General features: G+C 32.3%; 19 protein-coding genes. 15 read left to right on the top strand and 4 right to left on the bottom strand.

Annotated features, from left to right (window positions below; translation table 11 throughout):
- Window position 1: 1 nt before the first annotated feature.
- Window positions 2-1243, top strand: a complete 1242-nt coding sequence (locus tag HMPREF3154_RS01505) for an aminopeptidase (RefSeq protein WP_023350031.1) — start codon at window positions 2-4, stop codon at window positions 1241-1243.
- Between the two features lie 101 nt (window positions 1244-1344).
- Window positions 1345-1875 carry an acyl-CoA thioesterase gene (locus HMPREF3154_RS01500; RefSeq protein WP_023350032.1) on the top strand — a complete coding sequence of 177 codons (531 nt, stop codon included), beginning with the start codon at window positions 1345-1347 and terminating at the stop codon, window positions 1873-1875.
- Between the two features lie 67 nt (window positions 1876-1942).
- Here HMPREF3154_RS01500 and yfkAB read toward each other — a convergent pair whose 3' ends face one another.
- A complete protein-coding gene (yfkAB, locus tag HMPREF3154_RS01495) occupies window positions 1943-3079 on the bottom strand; it encodes a radical SAM/CxCxxxxC motif protein YfkAB (protein ID WP_162837221.1) in 1137 nt (378 codons plus the stop codon).
- 158 nt (window positions 3080-3237) lie between these two features.
- On the opposite strand from yfkAB, the gene HMPREF3154_RS11310 reads away from it, so the two are divergent.
- The 7 genes from HMPREF3154_RS11310 to HMPREF3154_RS01465 all read left to right on the top strand — a co-directional run bounded on the left by HMPREF3154_RS11310 (window position 3238) and on the right by HMPREF3154_RS01465 (window position 8860).
- The gene (locus tag HMPREF3154_RS11310) at window positions 3238-3399 is read left to right on the top strand and encodes an SE1561 family protein (protein WP_001830395.1); all 162 of its coding nucleotides are present in this window, start codon (window positions 3238-3240) and stop codon (window positions 3397-3399) included.
- 193 nt (window positions 3400-3592) lie between these two features.
- Entirely contained in the window at window positions 3593-4111 is a 519-nt protein-coding gene (locus HMPREF3154_RS01490) for a type 1 glutamine amidotransferase domain-containing protein (protein ID WP_023350033.1), read from the top strand.
- A 223-nt stretch (window positions 4112-4334) separates the two neighbouring features.
- Window positions 4335-5144: a monofunctional peptidoglycan glycosyltransferase SgtB gene (gene sgtB, locus HMPREF3154_RS01485; RefSeq protein ID WP_002435910.1), complete on the top strand. Its 810-nt coding sequence runs from the start codon at window positions 4335-4337 to the stop codon at window positions 5142-5144.
- Window positions 5145-5314: 170 nt separating this feature from the next.
- Complete coding sequence (recX, locus tag HMPREF3154_RS01480; protein WP_070474240.1) at window positions 5315-6133, top strand: recombination regulator RecX; 819 nt, start codon at window positions 5315-5317, stop codon at window positions 6131-6133.
- Window positions 6111-6425: a YfhH family protein gene (locus tag HMPREF3154_RS01475; RefSeq protein WP_002445497.1), complete on the top strand. Its 315-nt coding sequence runs from the start codon at window positions 6111-6113 to the stop codon at window positions 6423-6425. The genes recX and HMPREF3154_RS01475 overlap by 23 nt, the downstream gene beginning before the upstream one ends.
- Window positions 6426-6440: 15 nt before the next feature.
- Window positions 6441-7958 (top strand): ATP-binding cassette domain-containing protein, encoded by a 1518-nt coding sequence (locus tag HMPREF3154_RS01470; protein WP_002435950.1) that lies wholly within the window; start codon window positions 6441-6443, stop codon window positions 7956-7958.
- A gap of 8 nt (window positions 7959-7966) precedes the next feature.
- On the top strand, window positions 7967-8860 hold the full coding sequence (locus HMPREF3154_RS01465; protein ID WP_023350035.1) for a Teichoic acid transporter TagG: 894 nt from the start codon (window positions 7967-7969) through the stop codon (window positions 8858-8860).
- 92 nt (window positions 8861-8952) lie between these two features.
- Here HMPREF3154_RS01465 and HMPREF3154_RS01460 read toward each other — a convergent pair whose 3' ends face one another.
- Window positions 8953-9930, bottom strand: coding sequence for a metal-dependent hydrolase (locus tag HMPREF3154_RS01460; protein ID WP_002435893.1), 978 nt, complete (start codon window positions 9928-9930; stop codon window positions 8953-8955).
- 149 nt (window positions 9931-10079) lie between these two features.
- Here HMPREF3154_RS01460 and mutY point away from each other — a divergent pair, with 149 nt between their 5' ends.
- From mutY to HMPREF3154_RS01445, 3 genes are all read left to right on the top strand, one after another.
- Window positions 10080-11123, top strand: a complete 1044-nt coding sequence (gene mutY / locus HMPREF3154_RS01455) for an A/G-specific adenine glycosylase (RefSeq protein ID WP_030063572.1) — start codon at window positions 10080-10082, stop codon at window positions 11121-11123.
- A 102-nt stretch (window positions 11124-11225) separates the two neighbouring features.
- On the top strand, window positions 11226-11768 hold the full coding sequence (locus HMPREF3154_RS01450) for a nucleoside tri-diphosphate phosphatase (RefSeq protein ID WP_002435932.1): 543 nt from the start codon (window positions 11226-11228) through the stop codon (window positions 11766-11768).
- 280 nt (window positions 11769-12048) lie between these two features.
- Window positions 12049-13785: an ABC transporter ATP-binding protein gene (locus HMPREF3154_RS01445; protein ID WP_002435897.1), complete on the top strand. Its 1737-nt coding sequence runs from the start codon at window positions 12049-12051 to the stop codon at window positions 13783-13785.
- Window positions 13786-13876: 91 nt separating this feature from the next.
- Here HMPREF3154_RS01445 and HMPREF3154_RS01440 read toward each other — a convergent pair whose 3' ends face one another.
- Together HMPREF3154_RS01440 and HMPREF3154_RS01435 are read right to left on the bottom strand one after the other, a co-directional pair.
- Window positions 13877-14971, bottom strand: coding sequence for an FUSC family protein (locus HMPREF3154_RS01440; protein WP_002435931.1), 1095 nt, complete (start codon window positions 14969-14971; stop codon window positions 13877-13879).
- Between the two features lie 174 nt (window positions 14972-15145).
- Window positions 15146-16441, bottom strand: coding sequence for a glutamate-1-semialdehyde 2,1-aminomutase (locus HMPREF3154_RS01435; protein WP_002435901.1), 1296 nt, complete (start codon window positions 16439-16441; stop codon window positions 15146-15148).
- Between the two features lie 80 nt (window positions 16442-16521).
- Here HMPREF3154_RS01435 and bcp point away from each other — a divergent pair, with 80 nt between their 5' ends.
- The 3 genes from bcp to perR all read left to right on the top strand — a co-directional run bounded on the left by bcp (window position 16522) and on the right by perR (window position 18484).
- Window positions 16522-16977 carry a thioredoxin-dependent thiol peroxidase gene (bcp, locus tag HMPREF3154_RS01430; RefSeq protein ID WP_002453587.1) on the top strand — a complete coding sequence of 152 codons (456 nt, stop codon included), beginning with the start codon at window positions 16522-16524 and terminating at the stop codon, window positions 16975-16977.
- 5 nt (window positions 16978-16982) lie between these two features.
- Entirely contained in the window at window positions 16983-17933 is a 951-nt protein-coding gene (locus HMPREF3154_RS01425) for a phosphoglycerate dehydrogenase (RefSeq protein ID WP_030063569.1), read from the top strand.
- Between the two features lie 95 nt (window positions 17934-18028).
- Window positions 18029-18484, top strand: coding sequence for a peroxide-responsive transcriptional repressor PerR (perR, locus tag HMPREF3154_RS01420; protein ID WP_002435887.1), 456 nt, complete (start codon window positions 18029-18031; stop codon window positions 18482-18484).
- The last annotated feature ends 493 nt before the right edge of the window (window positions 18485-18977 follow it).

Below are 18977 nucleotides of genomic sequence, written 5' to 3'. Positions count from 1 at the left end.
TATGGATAACTATAATGAAAAGTTAAGACAATATGCAGAATTACTCGTTAAAGTAGGGATGAATGTTCAACAAAATCAACCTGTATTTATTCGTTCATCAGTTGAAGCGTTAGACTTAACGCATTTAATAGTTGAAGAGGCTTATAAAGCTGGTGCCTCTGATGTTCGTGTGAAATATTCAGACTCAAAACTGAAGAGACTTAAATTTGAACATGAAGCTGTAGAGTATTTTGAGAATAGTGATTTAAAACAGTATGATGTTGATGAAAGACTGGATTATGTTGAACGTGGAGCAGCTAACTTAGCACTCATCGCGGAAGATCCTGACTTATTAAATGGTATCGATGGCAATAAATTAAAAGCTTTTCAAGCTCAGTATTCTAAAGGGTTCAAACCATATATGGAAGCGAGTCAGAAGAATCAATTTCCATGGGTTGTGGCAGCCTTTCCTACTAAAGACTGGGCTCGCCGAGTTTACCCAGATATGGATGAAGAAAAAGCTTATGAAAAATTTATTGATGAAGTGTTTGATATTGTACGTGTAGATGGCAATGACCCAATTCAAAATTGGGACAAACATGTTAAATCTTTAAGTGTACATGCCGAAAGACTACAAAAGAAAAATTATAAGGCACTCCATTATATTTCTGAAGGTACAGACCTCACAGTCGGTTTACCGGAAGGACATTTATGGGAAGATGCAACGAGTTATGTCAACGGTGACGGCCAACCTTTTATCGCAAATATTCCTACAGAAGAAGTGTTCACAGCACCTGACAGAAATAATGTGAACGGTTATGTTACTAACAAGTTACCATTAAGTTATAATGGGAATATTATTGATGGTTTCACTTTAACGTTTAAAGATGGTGAAATTATAGATGTTAAAGCCGAAAAGGGTGAAGCGGTGCTCAAAGACTTAATTGAGACTGACGAAGGTTCTAGAAGACTTGGAGAAGTTGCATTAGTACCTGATGATTCACCAATTTCAAATCGCCGTACCATTTTTTATAACACGTTATTTGATGAAAATGCGTCTTGTCATTTAGCAATTGGATCTGCATATGGTTTCAACGTCAAAGGTGGAACTGAAATGTCTACTGAAGAAAAGTTAGCCGCAGGTCTTAACGATTCAAATGTACATGAGGACTTTATGATAGGTAGTTCTGATTTAACGATCTATGGTATCTTACATGATGGTACTAAAGAGTTAGTTTTTGAAAATGGAAATTGGGCAAAGTAAGTAACATTATTGTAGATTTTAACAAGTTTTAGATATAAAAAATAAGATATTAATTACTAGTAGTCTTATTTCTGGTATATCAATATGGGGAGAAATTAAATATGTCTAACGAGAATAGTAAAATGAAAGCAATGTCGGAAGCGAAATGTATTAAAAATAGACAAGTGTTTCCACAAGATACCAATCATCATCATACGATGTTTGGTGGGTCATTAATGGCAAATATTGATGAAATTGCTGCCATTACTGCTATGAAACATGCTGGAGCGCAAGTCGTTACTGCTTCAACTGATTCTGTTGACTTCTTGAGACCTATCAAAACTGGAGATATTTTGTCTTATGAAGCAATGGTTTCTTATGCTGGCACAAGCTCTATGGAAATTTGTGTACAAATCATCATTGATGATGTTTTTAATAATGAGCGCCATTTAGCAGCATTAAGCTTTTTAACATTTGTTGCACTTGATGAAGATGGTAAACCTACAGATGTACCAGGCGTATATCCTGAAACAGATGTAGAAAAATGGTTCCACGAAAGTGCTCCACAACGCGTAGAGAGACGCAAAGAACGTCGCACTGAAAGTAAGAAAACAATCGAATATTTATCTGAAGTCAGACATATTGAAAAATAATATTAATAAAGCCAAAAGAAGATGAACTCATCTTCTTTTGGCTTTTAGCATCTATAATGTGAATTTATTAAGAAAAAATGTGACGCGCATGCATTTCTTTTTCTTTTTGTTTGAAGTCGGTTTTAGGATAATACATATTTTTTACTAATACGTTAGGCCCAAGGCATTGATATTCAGGACAATGGCAGTTGAGTGATTTTGCTAATTCTGAATCTAACCACTGGTCAAATACGTCTGTTAATTTATCTTTCTGTATATTTGAAATTGTACCGTTTTCATCACCGAAATCAGTAACAATTACATTACCAGTAAAAACGTTAACGTTTAATCTACTACGGCCGTCTGGATCGTTTCTCATTGTCACGTTTTTAGCATCTCTTAGTCTTTGCAATAATTTTTGATCATTTTCATCATTGATACATGGATAAATAGGTAAAGTTCCAAATAGCATCCATATATCTTCATCTCGAATATCAAGCAAGTGGTTAATAGCATCTTTCATTTCTTTTAACGAAAGTACATTGAGTTGACTGGCAAAATCAGCAGGATACATCGGATGAACCTCATGACGGCTACATTTCATATCATTTACGATTTCATTATGAATTTTGTCTAAGTAAGGTAGCGTACTTTGATTAAGCATCGTTTCAGCAGAAACAAACATTCCTTGTTCAGATAAAGTGCGAGAGTTATCAAGCATTTGTTCATATAATTTAAGTTTAGCTTTTAATGGTGGTTGCTTCTTCATAGCCCCAAAGCCTACATCAGTAAATTCTTGAATTGTACCCCAGTTATGAGAAATATGCATGACATCGATATATTCAGCTATTTCAAGATATCTATCTTGAGGTAATGTTAAATTAGAATTCATTTGAACATAAATTCCACGATCAAATGCATATTTAAGTAAAGGTTTAACCACATTTTTAATTGATTTCTTAGAGAACATTGGCTCTCCACCAGTAATAGACATCGTTCTTAAATTTGGTATTTCATCAAGCCTACGATAAATTACATCCATTGGAAGGGGGTCTGGATCTTTAGTTTGAAGTGTATAACCAACTGCACAATGGCTACAACGCATATTACAAAGGTTAGTAGTGGTAAATTCGATGTTACTAAGTGTTAACTTTCCATGATCTATAATATCATTGTAAGCTTCCCATGGGTCGTTTTGGATAGAAATAGGTTTTTTGTTTGTCATCAACATTAATAATTACTCCTAAATATAAACTTTCCATCTACTTTGTTTATTATGTAAAAAGTACAGTAAACATTATTAAGATTATATCGCTTTTTGTCAAATTCATGTTAGGATATGATTATCATAAAAAAATCTATACAAAGGAGCGCTTATTTTTAATGAGTGAACAACAAACAATTGATCAAATTAAGACACGTTTAAATAAATTTATTGAGGACATTGACCATGTAAACCCTGATGAAGTACGTGTAGAGGATATAGATGAGTGGATTGGTCTGTTAGATCAATTAGAAGAGAAGGTAAAACAAGTTTCAAAATAAGCCTCATATTTAATTATTGAGTTGGATTTAGCAAGTGTTTGATTATGATGAGCAATCAACACTTGCTTTTTTTACCTCATTTTCAGATGAAGAAGCCTCTAAATATAAGTTAGCATCCTAATTTAATGTTTAAACTTGAGTGATCTTGTCTATATAATCACTAGAATTAATTAGAGAAAGGTGATTATTAATTATGACTAAAAAAGTAGCAATCATTCTTGCAGATGAATTTGAAGATATTGAATTAACTAGTCCAAAAGAAGCTATAGAAAATGCAGGATTTGAAACTGAAATTGTTGGAGATACTGCAAATCATGAAGTTGTAGGAAAACATGGCGAGAAAGCTACAGTTCAAGTAAGTATTGCTGATGCTAAACCTGAAGATTATGATGCATTATTAATCCCTGGTGGTTTCTCACCTGACCATTTACGCGGAGATGCAGAAGGACGTTACGGCACATTTGCTAAATACTTCACTAAAAATGTTGTTCCAACATTTGCAATTTGCCATGGTCCATTAGTATTAATTGATACTGATGATTTAAATGGTCGTACATTAACTGGAGTCTTAAATGTACGTAAAGACTTATCTAACGCAGGTGCTCAAGTGGTTGATGAATCAGTTGTAGTTGATAACAATATTGTCACAAGTCGTACACCTGACGATTTAGATGATTTCAATAGAGAAATTGTTAAACAATTAGAAGCTTAATTCTTATTCTTATAAATATCGTATAAGATTTTATATGAGCTATCGGTAAAGTCATTCTTTATCGATAGCTTTTTTAATTAAAAAAAGTCTTAGAAATAGATATGCCATGTTGTTTAGAACTTGCTACACCTCGGGACTGATTTTTAATGTAAGCTATAGCTAAACCATACAACTACTGGTACACTCACTTTAAGAGGGTGAGTTTGAGAAAAGGAGTAAACGCATGAAAAGAACTGAAAAATATGCGGATTCTTATAATGAGCAACGTTCTGAATCACGTAGACCTCATTATAATACGTATTACCAACCAGTAGGTAAACCTCCGAAAAAGAAAAAAAGTAATAAGATTTTATTGAAAATACTAATTATAGTCATTGTACTCGTAGCAATATTCATGGGAGCAATGTATGTCTTATCTTCAAGAGCTAACGTGGATGATTTAAAATCAATTGAAAATAAAAGTAATTTCGTTTCTGCAGATAACATGCCTAATTATGTTAAAGGTGCCTTTATTTCAATGGAAGATGAACGTTTTTATAAACATCATGGATTTGATTTAAAAGGAACTACACGTGCATTGTTTTCAACAATTAGTGATCGTGATGTACAAGGAGGTAGCACGATTACTCAACAAGTAGTAAAAAATTATTATTATGATAATGAACGCTCTTTCACTAGAAAAATTAAAGAGTTATTTGTAGCCCACAAGGTTGAACAGCAGTATAACAAAAATGAGATTTTAAGTTTTTATGTTAATAATATTTATTATGGTGATGACCAATATACACTTGAAGGTGCTGCAAATCATTATTTTGGAACAACTGTTAATAAAAACAATCAAAGCATGCAACAGATTACTGTATTGCAAAGTGCTATATTAGCTAGTAAAGTCAATGCACCGAGTGTGTATGATGTTAATAATATGTCATCTAATTATACGAACCGTGTAAAAGCTAATTTGGAAAAAATGAAGCAACAAGATTTTATTACTGATGAGCAATATAAAGAAGCAATGTCACAATTAAGCAATTAATCTTTTATAAAGTTGTCTACTTTCATCATTCAAAAGTTGAAAGTAGACGCTTTTTTGTATTTTCAAAAGGTTTATTGTGAATGGTTATCTTATTTTTTAATTCGGAACAAATGTGCCATAATAATATTAATTGATATAGTGTCCATTTTCAGAAAAAGGTGGGATGAGATATGCCAAAGATAACGAAGCTTGAGGTTCAAAAGAAGAATAAAGAGCGATTCAATCTTTATCTCGATGGAGAGTTCGAAATGGGGATTGATATAGATACGCTTGTGAAATTCAATTTGAAGAAAGATCAAATGTTAGAGCCTCAAGATATGGAACAAATTCAAAAATATGACCACTATCGTCGTGGAGTAAATATGGCGATTCAGTATTTATCATTTAAAAAACGCACGGAAAAAGAAGTACGTCAATATTTGGAAAAAAATGATGTTTCACAAAATGCAATCGAACAGGTAATAGAATATTGTTATAGAGAAAAATTTATTGATCATGAAGATTATGCAGAAAGTTTAAAAAATACGATGATTCGAACGTCAGATAAAGGGCCTGAAATATATAAACAGAAATTATATCAATTGGGTATTGAGCCAAAGATTATCGATCATTATACGGCTTTATATGAAGAACAACAACCACTTGAAGATGTAATAAAAGTGAGGAACAAAGTCATGAAAACGAAAAAAGGTCCTGTGGTTAAAGTAAAACAAAAGGTTTCCCAAGCCTTAATGCAAAAAGGTTTTACCCTTGAGACGATTCAAGCGACGATGAATGAATTGAATTTTTCGCAAGATGACGAGACCTTAGATAATTTATTGCAACGTGATTTAGAGAAAGTCTATAATAAAAATTGTAAAAAATATGATGGTCAAAAATTAATGATGAAAACCATTGAAGCGCTTATGAGAAAAGGTTATAAGTATGATAAAATTAAATCAAAATTAGAAGAAAGTGGTATAACAGATGGTACAGAAGAAATTGAGTGAGATGTCTGAACAAGAATTAAGACATGAAATTCAAACATACAAAGAGAAAATGCGTAAAGCTGAAATGAATGGAATTATGAATGAATACGATGTGTACCAAAGTAAAGTCATCATTGCAGAAAGCTATCTGGTTGATCGTAATAAAGTTGAAATTGGAAAAATTTACAAATTGAACGATGGCAGCGAACAATACTTTAAAGTAGAGAGATTAAAAGGCGTCTTTGCTTGGGGCTTCAGAATAAAAAGTAGCGAACCAGAAGAAGGTCTACCATTAGCATTATTAAAAATTTAGAAGGATGTATAATCAATGGGAAGTTCAATTGTATTAAGGTTACTAAAAGTAACGCATTATTATAGGAATAAACGAGCAAAGAAATGGTACCTACCTTTTGGTTATGGTGCAGAAGATATTAATTTAAATAATATTTCTTTACATATATATCAAGGTGAATCATTAGGAATAATTGGTGAGCCGGGTTCTTCTAAAACGCTAATAGGCAGAATCTTAAGTGGAACGGTTAAGCCTGATAAAGGTAAGGTTTCCCGAACAGAGAATCTGTTTTACGGTGATATGGAAGACCGGAAAGTAGCACACCAATCTGTACAAGAATATGTTGACGAGATGGTGCAACTATTTCCCTACAAAGCGAGTAGTCATAAGGCTGAACAAATTATCCACTGGGCTCATTTAGCTGAGCAAGGTGAAAATAGTATTTCTAATCTAACAGAAGCTGAATATGCGCAATTACTTCTCAGTATCGCTCGTTCTTGTCAAAACAAAATTATTATATTGAGTCATGTACTCTCGCATTTAGATGATGTGTTTTTCAAAAGAGCGATTGAATTATCAGATGATTACATAAAGAATAATAGTACACTCGTTTTAATAGATAACGATATTGATAAAATTAGCGAAACGACTAACTATATTACGTGGGTTTCTCACGGGCAAATTAGAAAGGAAGGCTCACTTAATCAAGTTTTACCTATTTTTAAAGAACATGAAAAAGACCGCAAAAGTTTAGATTCAAAATCGCAACTGGAAAATTTTGATTTAGATTGGAAAAAGAGTCGTACGCGTATGCCTGAGATGACTTATAACTTTAAGAGAATAGAGCGCTATAATCACGCTAAACCACCAGTATTTTTAGTGAGAATATTAACTCTGTTTGCAAGTTTCTTAATCGGACTTACGTTAATGGGCATATTGCTTTTCAATGATTTAGGAAGGGTTCATGTTTCTGAAAATTACACTCAAGCTTCAATTCAAAATCAAAATAAAGATCCATATGAAGATAAACTCACTTACGGTATTGCTTTAGATGGTTCAACCACATTGAGTGGTACACAAGATTCGACTCTACCTAAATATGGCGTGGCTACGATTACTGGTGAAAATAGTAAAAAATATAGAGTAGAAATGGATCATAAAATATATACAGTAGGCAAAAATGAATTATTCAATTTTAATCCTGCAGGTTTATATGAATCGCATAGTTTTAAAACGTTAATGCCATACATTAAAACAAACTATAGTACATATTATGAATACTTCAATAGTCATTTACATCAAAAGCATAACAAAGTGACTAAAACATTGGTCCCAGAAAAAGATAATCGTTATGTAGTTCCTATTACACAACAACCACTAAATATGATTTTTGGAGACAATGATACGTTAACAGGCTTTGTAATTCCAATGGAACATAAAACTGACTTAAAGAAAAAATTTAACATTAAAAAAGATGTTTGGATTACGAAATCAGGTAGTGGCTATTTTATTGCTGATATGAAAGATGACAAATGGATATATATTGAATTGTAGGTGTGAAAATGATAGATAATATAATACTATACTTTAAAAACTTGCCACATCTTATCACTTATTGTGTTCGTAGGTTGAAGAAAATTTGGAAATGGTTTGCTATGAGCCTTGTAATAGGGATTATCTTAGTATTAGGTTTAGAGGGCATTTTCGATATAAATCATAATACGGATATCGCTCAAGGAAGATGGTTATTTAGAGTGACATCGTTAATTGTATTTGGTCACATTGTACTTTCTGTATACTTAAGTTATAAGTTTTATAGAAAAGATTATATGGTAATGAAATCATTCCATATTTCATCAGTAACGCCTACTATAGTAATTGCACTATTGGCATTCGTAGACATGTTTATTCTTGGTTTAATTATTGCGTTCTTGAAGCCAATTAACTTTGAGACATTTTTATTGTCGCTAATTTATTATTTGATTATGACTAGTATATTTATCGGTGTTATTGCTGTTACTTTTGGTTTATTGAAATTTATACTCAAACGTTTCGACACAATTTATTTTATAATGAGTGCGATTTGTTTCTTTATAGTTCCAATTTTATTCATTCCTAAAACGCACTTATCGATAGTAGATCATATTTTAATGTTAAATCCCGTTTATTATCTTGTTCATGGTAGTGCACAGTCTATTATATTCGGTGCAGTAAGTATGAATAACATTCCATATCATATTTACTTTATTCTCTTTTTAGCATTAATGTGTGTGATTAACTATGCATTAGTTCGCTATATCGCTTTTGATAAATATGATAGTTTAAATGACACTCACCTTGAAAATGATTTAACACATCTGAGTGATGATAATGGCAAGAAATTAGAACATGATGGTGTATTTAACAATAATGAAAATGCTAATGAAGATAATGAAATGATTGGTAAAAATGAATAGCACTGTATTTAGTTATTGATATATAGTTAGATAAAGACCAAGGCACCCCTTATCATTAATTGGAGAAAGGGGTGCCTTGGTTTCTTTATATGTTATTGTGAAAATAGTTTGCGTTGTAGTTTGTCTTCGCTAAATACCCAACCGATGTAAGAGTGGTCGATTTCATTGTCGTGAGTTAAATGTGCAATTGCAACAAATGAATAACGTCCATTATTAAGGTATCTTAAATCCATTAATCGAATTTCTGTTGTACCATCTTCTAAAGGTGTGGTTTGCCAACGATAAATGGATGAAAAATTTAAAAAAGTAAATATATCTTTATTACCTTTAACCTTCCAAAGTAACGAATCAGGCGTCATAGCTTGACGTTTTACCTTATCAGTAAATTCTACATCTTTCCACCGAGCAGTTCCAACATAATCATGTTTATCGGTTTGAATTGCCACACGCCAAACATGAAATTTCATTGTCGGAGCTACAAACACTTTTACAGGATTATGAGAATTTTCAATTTGAGTTAACGCTTCTTTTTTAATAGATGATTGCATCATAAAACGTATTACATAATAAATCACTAGTATTGCTACGATAGGGAAGAATGCGAAATACGGATGTATGCCTAAAACCCAAAGTAATACACCAATACATAAAAGAGTGAAAATAATAGGGTCAAATGTACTAATGACACTTAACTGAATCCACTTATTGGTTATGGGTCTAAGTGCTTGGGTACCGTAAGAATTAAATATATCCACAAACACATGTAAAAATACTGCAAGTTGAGCCCATAGCCAAACATGTAGTGGATTAGTGTTGTTAAAAATAACGAATATTAAAAAGGTTATCAAAATTGGCCATAAAATAGTGAAAGGTATGGAATGGGTAATTCCTCTATGATGAGAAATATAGGTCGCATTATCTTTTAGTTTTAAAACAGTATCACCGTCAGGTATTAATGAACCAGCAACAAGGGTGGTTGCAGTTGCTGCAAATGAACCTGCCATGACGGGATCTTGTGTTGCTAATGCAGTGAGACCTACACCCATAACTATATGTGTGGCTGTATCCATAAATGCTCACTCTTTTCATCTTTATTTAATATATATTATAATCTAAAAGTCGCTATAACAAAATCAACTTACTTCAATTGACGAATCTTTTGAAAGTGGAGATTTATTTGAGATGCATCACAATCGAAAAAGTAGAAAGGACAAATGGCATGTATCAAGAGGAATCTTTTAAAAAGAGAATTGTGGAGTGGTTTAACAAAAATCAGCGTGAAATGCCTTGGCGAGAAACAACTAATCCATATTACATATGGCTTAGTGAAGTAATGTTGCAACAGACACAAGTTAACACGGTTATTGACTATTATCATAGGTTTGTTAATCGATTTCCTACAATAGCAGCTTTAAGCGAAGCACATGAGGACGAAGTGCTTAAATATTGGGAAGGCCTAGGTTATTATAGTCGAGCTCGTAATTTTCATACAGCTGTTAAAGAAGTTGAATCTCAATATGGTGGAGAAGTCCCGTCTGATCCAGATCTTTTCAAAAAATTAAAAGGCGTGGGTCCTTATACGCAAGCAGCAGTGATGAGTATAGCGTTTAACCAACCTTTAGCAACTGTTGATGGTAATGTCTTCCGAGTATGGTCTCGATTGAACAATGATTATCGTGATACGAAATTACAATCGACACGTAAAGCGTTTGAGGAAGAGTTAAATCCATATGTTCAAGAAGATTCAGGGACATTTAATCAAGCTATGATGGAATTAGGTGCACTCATTTGTACACCGAAATCTCCTTTATGTTTATTTTGCCCAGTGCAAGATAATTGTGAGGCTTTTCATGAAGGGACGACTGAAGATCTTCCAATTAAAACTAAAAATATTAAAAAGAAAACTATCAATCAAAAAGTATTTCTTATTAGAAATAATAATGGACAATATCTACTTGAAAAACGACAAGAAAAATTGTTGAACGGAATGTGGCAATTTCCTATGAGGGAAGCAAGTGTAGCTGATAATTTATTAACTCAAGAATTAGGAGTTAAAGTCGAAACTTTAGAAGAGCCCATCTTTGAATTACGTCATCAGTTTACCCATATGACTTGGAATATTAAAGTTTATAGTGTACCTACATCTATAAATCTCTCGGAGAATGAACTCCCCTCAAACATGATTTGGTTTAATTTAGATAACAGGGATAATCATACATTTCCTGTATCAATGGACAAAATATACCGTTTTATTGTTGGATAAGAGCTTAATACAGCGGTTAATATAGTGCCTTTATTTATTAAGCAAGTGTATCAAAGTATGATATAATCTAAATGGCTAAAAATAATAAAGGTGGTGTGGAGTATGGTTAAAGAGTCCATACCTAAAGAAGGAGAAACGATTAAAATTCAAAGTTATAAACATGATGGCAATATACATCGTGTTTGGTCTGAAACGACAATTCTAAAAGGGACTGACCATGTGATTATAGGTGGGAATGATCATACGTTAGTAACTGAAAGTGACGGACGCACATGGATTACAAGAGAACCAGCTATTGTCTATTTTCATTCGGAGTATTGGTTTAATGTTATTTGTATGTTTAGAGAAGATGGGATTTATTATTACTGTAATTTATCATCACCTTTCGTGTCCGATGAAGAAGCGCTAAAATATATCGATTATGATTTAGATATTAAAGTTTATCCTAATGGTAAGTATCACTTACTCGATGAAGATGAGTATGAACTACATATGAACCAAATGAACTATCCTCATGATATTGACGTTATTTTGAGAAGAAATGTCGACATCTTACAGCAATGGATTGAGCAGAAGAAAGGACCGTTCGCTCCAGATTTTATTAAAGTGTGGAAAGAGCGTTATAAAAAGATTAGAGATTATTAAGCAAAAAAGATGTAATACATGATTCTTTGCTTTATATTATTAAAAGTGTCGAATGATTATAAGAATCATGATTTAAATGTATTGCAATCTTGTAGTTCAATGAGTTTAACATCTTTAAGATTTACAACATTATATTGAAGTCTCGTATTGTATTTTAATATCAGAGGTTGAAACATTATCATGACAGTGCTTATGAGTATAAAGTAAGCGAATGAAATGTATTCAACCTCTGTTCATTTTTTAAAAAATAAATTGCGTTTATCACGGGGGGTAAAAGCGCATGATTAAACGATATTTAAAATTCGTCAAACCATATAGATATCGTATTATTGCAACTATTATCGTGGGTATTATTAAATTTGGTATACCTATGTTAATACCGCTATTGATTAAATACGCTATAGATGGAGTAATTAATAACCACTCACTATCAAATAGTGAAAAGTTTAGTCATCTTGCAATCGCAATTGGCATTGCTCTATTTATATTTGTAATAGTACGTCCGCCCATTGAATATATCAGACAATATTTAGCTCAATGGACAAGTAACAAAATTTTATATGATATCCGTAAACAACTATATAATCATTTACAAGCTTTAAGTGCACGTTTCTACGCAAATAACCAAGTTGGACAGGTGATTTCTCGCGTTATTAATGACGTAGAACAAACAAAAGACTTTATACTTACAGGGTTAATGAATATTTGGTTAGACTGCGTTACTATTATCATCGCTTTATCTATTATGTTCTTTTTAGATGTTAAATTAACTATTGCAGCTATTTTCATTTTCCCATTCTATATTTTAACGGTTTATTTCTTCTTCGGAAGATTGAGACAATTGACACGTGTACGTTCTCAAGCACTTGCTGAAGTTCAAGGTTTCTTGCATGAACGAGTTCAAGGTATGTCAGTGATTAAAAGTTTCGCAATAGAAGATAATGAAGCTCAAAATTTTGATCACCGTAATAGTCATTTTTTAAAGCGCGCCTTTCAACATACACGTTGGAATGCCTATTCATTTGCAGCAATAAACACTGTAACAGACTTAGGGCCAATTATTGTAATAGGCGTTGGCGCATACTTAGTTATTAATGGTGCTATTACTGTAGGTACACTTGCAGCATTTGTAGGGTACTTAGAACAATTATTTGGACCTTTAAGAAGACTTGTTTCTTCATTTACTACTTTAACCCAAAGCTTTGCTTCAATGGACAGAGTTTTCCAACTTATGGATGAAGATTATGACATTAAGAATGGTATCGGTGCGCAACCTATTGAAATTAAAAAAGGGCAAATCGATTTGAAGAATGTCAGCTTTAAATATAATGATAATGAATTAGAAGTTTTGCATGATATTAATTTAACAATTAATAAGGGCGAAACTGTAGCTTTTGTTGGTATGAGTGGTGGTGGAAAATCAACTTTAATTAGTTTAATTCCACGATTTTATGACGTTACGTCAGGTGAAATTTTAGTTGATGGCAATAATGTGAAAGATTTCTTAACAGGTAGTTTAAGAAATCAAATTGGTCTCGTTCAACAAGATAATATTTTATTTTCAGACACTGTGAAAGAAAATATTTTATTAGGTAGACCTGATGCAACGGATGACGAGATAGTTGAAGCGGCCAAGATGGCAAACGCGCATGACTTTATTATGAATTTACCTGAAGGCTATGACACTGAAGTCGGAGAGCGAGGCGTGAAACTTTCTGGAGGACAGAAGCAACGTCTTTCAATTGCACGTATATTCTTAAATAATCCACCGATACTTATTTTAGATGAAGCAACCAGTGCGTTAGATTTAGAAAGTGAAGCTATTATACAAGAGGCGTTGGATGTATTAAGTAAAGATAGAACAACTTTAATTGTAGCTCATAGGCTGTCTACAATTACGCATGCAGATAAAATAGTGGTTATGGAAAATGGTCAGATTGTTGAAACAGGTACACATCAAGAGTTGATCCAGAAACAAGGTGCGTACGAACATTTATATAGTATTCAAAATTTATAAACTGCTTGAATCAATAATAATTAAATATCTTAAAAATGATAAAGCACCACCTTTACTATAATTAATGTGAGTAAAGGTGGTGCATTTTTAGTTACAAATCAAAGTCCTCATCAGAAATGTCGATGTCTGAATCTGAATTATGATATTTAAAGAAGCTTAATCGAATTCTATCGAGATGTTCTAAGTGATATCTATATTCCTCAATAGCAGCTATAATTTGCATTACATTTGCATAAGAGTATTGCGTTTGGTAAGGATTTTGAATTAACTCTTGTTGAAATGCGTCCATCAAGTTTTTCTTTAGTGGGTTGTCTACTTCGTAATCAAGTTTTGTAACATCGTATCTCGCTTTTTTAGAAAGGCTCTTATAGATTTGTTCATGAACTGCTACTAACGAATCAAGTTCTAATTTAATTTGTAATAATAGTTGATTATTAAGTTGATGTAAGTCATTTTGGTAACGTGACATACGGTTGAGTACTTCGTAAGCCTGTCTTGTCGTTCCTACTACTTCTTTAAATAATATCTTCTTTCTATTCTGCTGATAAATATGTTTTTTAGTCAAAGGTTTCTCTTCATGATAATAATTGTAGATTTGCTCTAATTTATTGATACGTGAATTAAGTTGATCACCATCCTGCTTAATATTATGAAATTCTGAAGTATCATTAAGCACAAGTTTGAACCATACAAAAATATCTGAAGAAATATTTACAGAATTATAATAGATTTTGGTTTCAAATTTAGGAGGTAAGAAGATTAAATTGACTATTGAGGAACTTAAAACACCTATCATAACAAGAGCGAATCTGAAGAATGCTGCTACATAGAAGGAACCTGTATGTTGACCCATAATGATTAAAGCCGTCACACTTGCTAATGTAGCAACATGAGCTAGGTTAAATTTAAACAAAATCGCAATTAACAAAATAACCGTTACGCCCATTATTATGAAGTTATCACTAAAAATAGTTACCATAGTAACGGCGAGTAGAGCACCTATAATATTACCAATCGCTTGTTCAGATACTGTTTTAATTGAACGATAAACGCTTGGTTGCATCGCTACGACAGCACTGACACCAGCAAGTGCCTTTAAGCCGATATTATCTGGAAGTAAAGAAGCGATAGACATAGCTAATATAATTGCTATACCAGTCTTGAAAATCCGAGCTCCTAGTCTCAAATATAACGCTCCTTTGATTTATGATTTAAATATATTAATACATACTCTCATTCATTATTGTTATACACCGAGACGCTAAATTTTTCAAGCTTATACATAAAAAGATTTGCCTATTAGCTGGTTAATCTTTTTCTAATAAAAATACCCCCACCTATAATGGTAGGGGGTTAAGTCTTAATTATTTTTCATTTGGCTAAATGCATAGTCAGCAGCTTCTATAGTTTTATCAATATCTTCTTCGGTATGCTCAGTAGTTAGGAACCATGCTTCAAATTTAGATGGTGCTAAATTGATACCTTGATTTAACATTAACTTGAAGAACTTCGCGAAAGCTTCGCCATCAGAATTTTCTACTTGTTCATAGTGAGTAATTTTTTCATCCGTGAAATATAACGTCATAGAGCCATATATTCTATTTATCGTAGCAGTAATGTTGTGTTTATCGATTAACTTAAGTAATCCATCCTCAAGACGTTTTCCTAATTTGTCTAACTTTTCATAAACACCATCTTGTTCTAAAACTTCTAGTAAAGCAATTCCTGCTCTCATTGATAATGGATTACCTGCCATTGTACCAGCTTGATATGCTGGACCTAATGGAGCGACATGTTCCATGATGTCTTGTCGACCACCATAGCCACCGATTGGTAAACCACCGCCAACTATTTTACCAAAAGCAGTTAAGTCTGGTTTTACTCCTAATAAATCTTGTGCTGCCCCATAATGAAAACGGAAAGCTGTAATAACTTCATCATAAATGACTAAAGTTCCGTTATCATGTGAGATTTTATTAACTTCTTCTAAAAATCCAGGTTGAGGCATAACCATACCAAAGTTACCTACAATGGGTTCGACGAGTACGCCTGCGATTTCATCGCCCCAATAATCAATTGCTTCTCTATATGAATCAATATCATTAAATGGTACAGTAATCACTTCTTGTGCCACACTTTGAGGCACCCCAGCAGAATCTGGAGAACCTAATTGTGAAGGGCCACTCCCTGCAGCAACTAAAACTAAATCAGAATGTCCATGATAAGATCCTGCAAATTTAATAATTTTATTTCTTTTAGTATAGGCACGTGCCACTCTAATTGTTGTCATAACAGCTTCTGTACCTGAATTAACAAAACGGATCTTTTCTAATGAAGGAATGGCATCTCTTAACTTCTTAGCAAAATCAATTTCAAGTTCAGTAGGAGTACCATATAACACTCCTTTGGCAGCTTGATCTTGAATTGCCTCTGTAATATGTGGATGCGCATGTCCGGTAATTATAGGACCATACGCCTGTAAGTAATCGATGAATTTATTACCATCTACATCATATAAATAAGCTCCATGACCTTCCTTCATCATTACAGGTGCACCACCACCTACAGCTTTATATGAACGAGAAGGTGAATTAACGCCACCTAGTATATATTCATTAGAGAGTTTCTGAAGACGTTCGCTTTCAGTAAAATTCATATCTATCAACCTCTTTTAATTTAATATTTTCATTTAATATCGTATCATAAAATCAACATTATTAAGAAATGGGTGAGCATATGTTAACCAAAGGCGAAAAGTTTCCATCATTTTCATTGGAGAATCAAGACGGAGCAGTAGTTACAAATGAGACATTAAAAGGGCGTAAGGCAATATTATATTTTTATCCTAGAGACAATACACCAACTTGCACAACTGAAGCATGCGACTTTAGAGATAACTTATCTGAATTTAATGATTTAGATGTAGATGTTTATGGAATTAGTGGAGATTCTAAAAAGAAACATCAAAACTTTATTGAAAAACATCAACTCAACTTTGACTTACTTGTAGATGAAGATTATAAACTTGCTGATGAAGCGGGGGTATATCAATTAAAAAAATCTTTTGGTAAAGAGAGTATGGGGATCGTTAGAACTACATTTGTAATCGATGAAAATGGGTATATTATTGACGTAATTGAAAAAGTTAAAGTTAAAACTCAAATAGAAGAATTAAAAAATATCTTGGAGTGAGTATATTGAAAATCGTAAGTCTAAGAAGATTAAAAGATTTAGAGGAACAGTTGATAAAACAATTTCCTGAACAGGAATTCAAATTTTATAAAAAAGCTCAATTTATTCCAACTGAAGATAGAGAATCACTAGATATTTTAATTGGTTATGATGGCGATATAGATCAAGCATTTTTAGAAGAGTGTAAAAACTTAAAATGGATTGCATGGTATGCTACTGGAGTCAATAATCTCCCACTAGATTATATTAATGATAGGGGCATTATTTTAACAAATGGCAGAGGTGTCCAAGCAAAACAACTATCAGAATTTATAATGACGTTTATATTAGATGATTATAAGAAAATGAGAACATCTTATGAAAATCAACGTGCACATAAGTATGACTCAAAGCTAACGGGTGAGAGAGTTAACGGTAAAACACTTCTATTTTTAGGTACTGGCGCAATTGCCCAAAAGACTGCATATTTAGCTCAAGCATTTGGAATGAAAGTTATCGGTGTAAGTAAATCAGGACATATGAAAGATTACTTTGATAATACTTATACTATAGAAGAAATGGATGATGTATTAGCGGAAGGTGATGTGATAGTTAATTCACTCCCAGAAACCCAAGAAACTATACATCTACTTAAAAAACACCATTTTGAGGAAATGAAAGACGAAGCATTATTTATAAATATAGGTAGAGGTACGATTGTGAAAGAAGAACTTATTATAGAAGTTTTACGAAATCATTTGATTAGACATGCATATTTAGATGTCTTTGAAAATGAACCTCTATCAAGTGATAACCCGCTATATGATTTAGATAATGTTACGATTACTGCACATATTACTGGTAATGATAAAAATATAAATCGTGATGTAACTGCAATATTTGAAAAGAACTTAACTCATTTTCTCAATAAGAACAGCGTAATTGAGAATGAAGTAGATCCAAATAAAGGGTATTAGTTGAAAACATCATGTACTTATTGACATTTATAATCTTCAACAGTTATATTAATATTAAGTAATAATTATTATTAACTAGAAAGATGGTGAATTCAATGAGTGCGGATTTAGAGTCAATTGAACATGAACTTGAAGAATCAATTGCGTCTTTAAGAAAAGCAGGAATACGTATTACGCCTCAAAGACAAGCAATTATACGTTATCTCATTTCTTCACATTCACATCCTACAGCGGATGAGATTTACCAAGCACTTTCACCTGATTTTCCTAATATAAGTGTTGCAACTATCTACAATAATCTAAGAGTATTCAAAGATATTGGTATAGTAAAAGAATTAACGTATGGTGACGCATCAAGTCGATTTGATTTTAATACACATAATCACTATCACGTTATTTGCGAAAAATGTGGTAAAATCGTAGACTTCCATTATCCTCAACTTGATGAGGTTGAACATTTAGCTCAACATGTTACAGATTTTGATATCACTCATCATCGAATGGAAATATACGGAGTATGTAAGGAATGTAAAGAAAACGAAAATAATTAAAAGCTTAAAAGATTAAGGTAGTAGCCTTTAAAGGTTGCTACCTTATTTTTTATGAATTAATTAGGTGCAAATTTGTAAGTTTTCCTATATATTAGGATATCTCTAGTTAGATGATGATCTTAAGAGCGAATTACACTATTAAATCTAATTATTCTTAATCAAGAAACTTATTCACAGATAAAGTAATTTTAAACTTAAAAACTCTTTGAAAGTAATTGACGTTATTGAGCTAACTTGATATTATATAAAAGTCGTCAAAAACAGATTAATTAATTGAAAACTTGAAGTAAAAAACTTTAAGTTAATGTTAATAAAGTGTAATTTTGACTATTGAACTTTCTTGCGAAACATTATAAGATATTATTTGTTGAATTAATCAACTACAAACAAGAAATAAATTAATGAATTTAATTCTTGACAGTTTAAGTTGATTTCGATACAATAATGTATTGTAAGTGTTAAATGAACATTGAAAACTGAATGACAATATGTC

It is taken from the genome of Staphylococcus sp. HMSC06C11, from assembly GCF_001808345.1.
In the GTDB taxonomy this organism is placed as follows: domain Bacteria; phylum Bacillota; class Bacilli; order Staphylococcales; family Staphylococcaceae; genus Staphylococcus; species Staphylococcus capitis.
The sequence above is the reverse complement of the archived record's forward strand: the minus strand, read 5'-3'. Positions and strand labels throughout refer to the sequence as shown.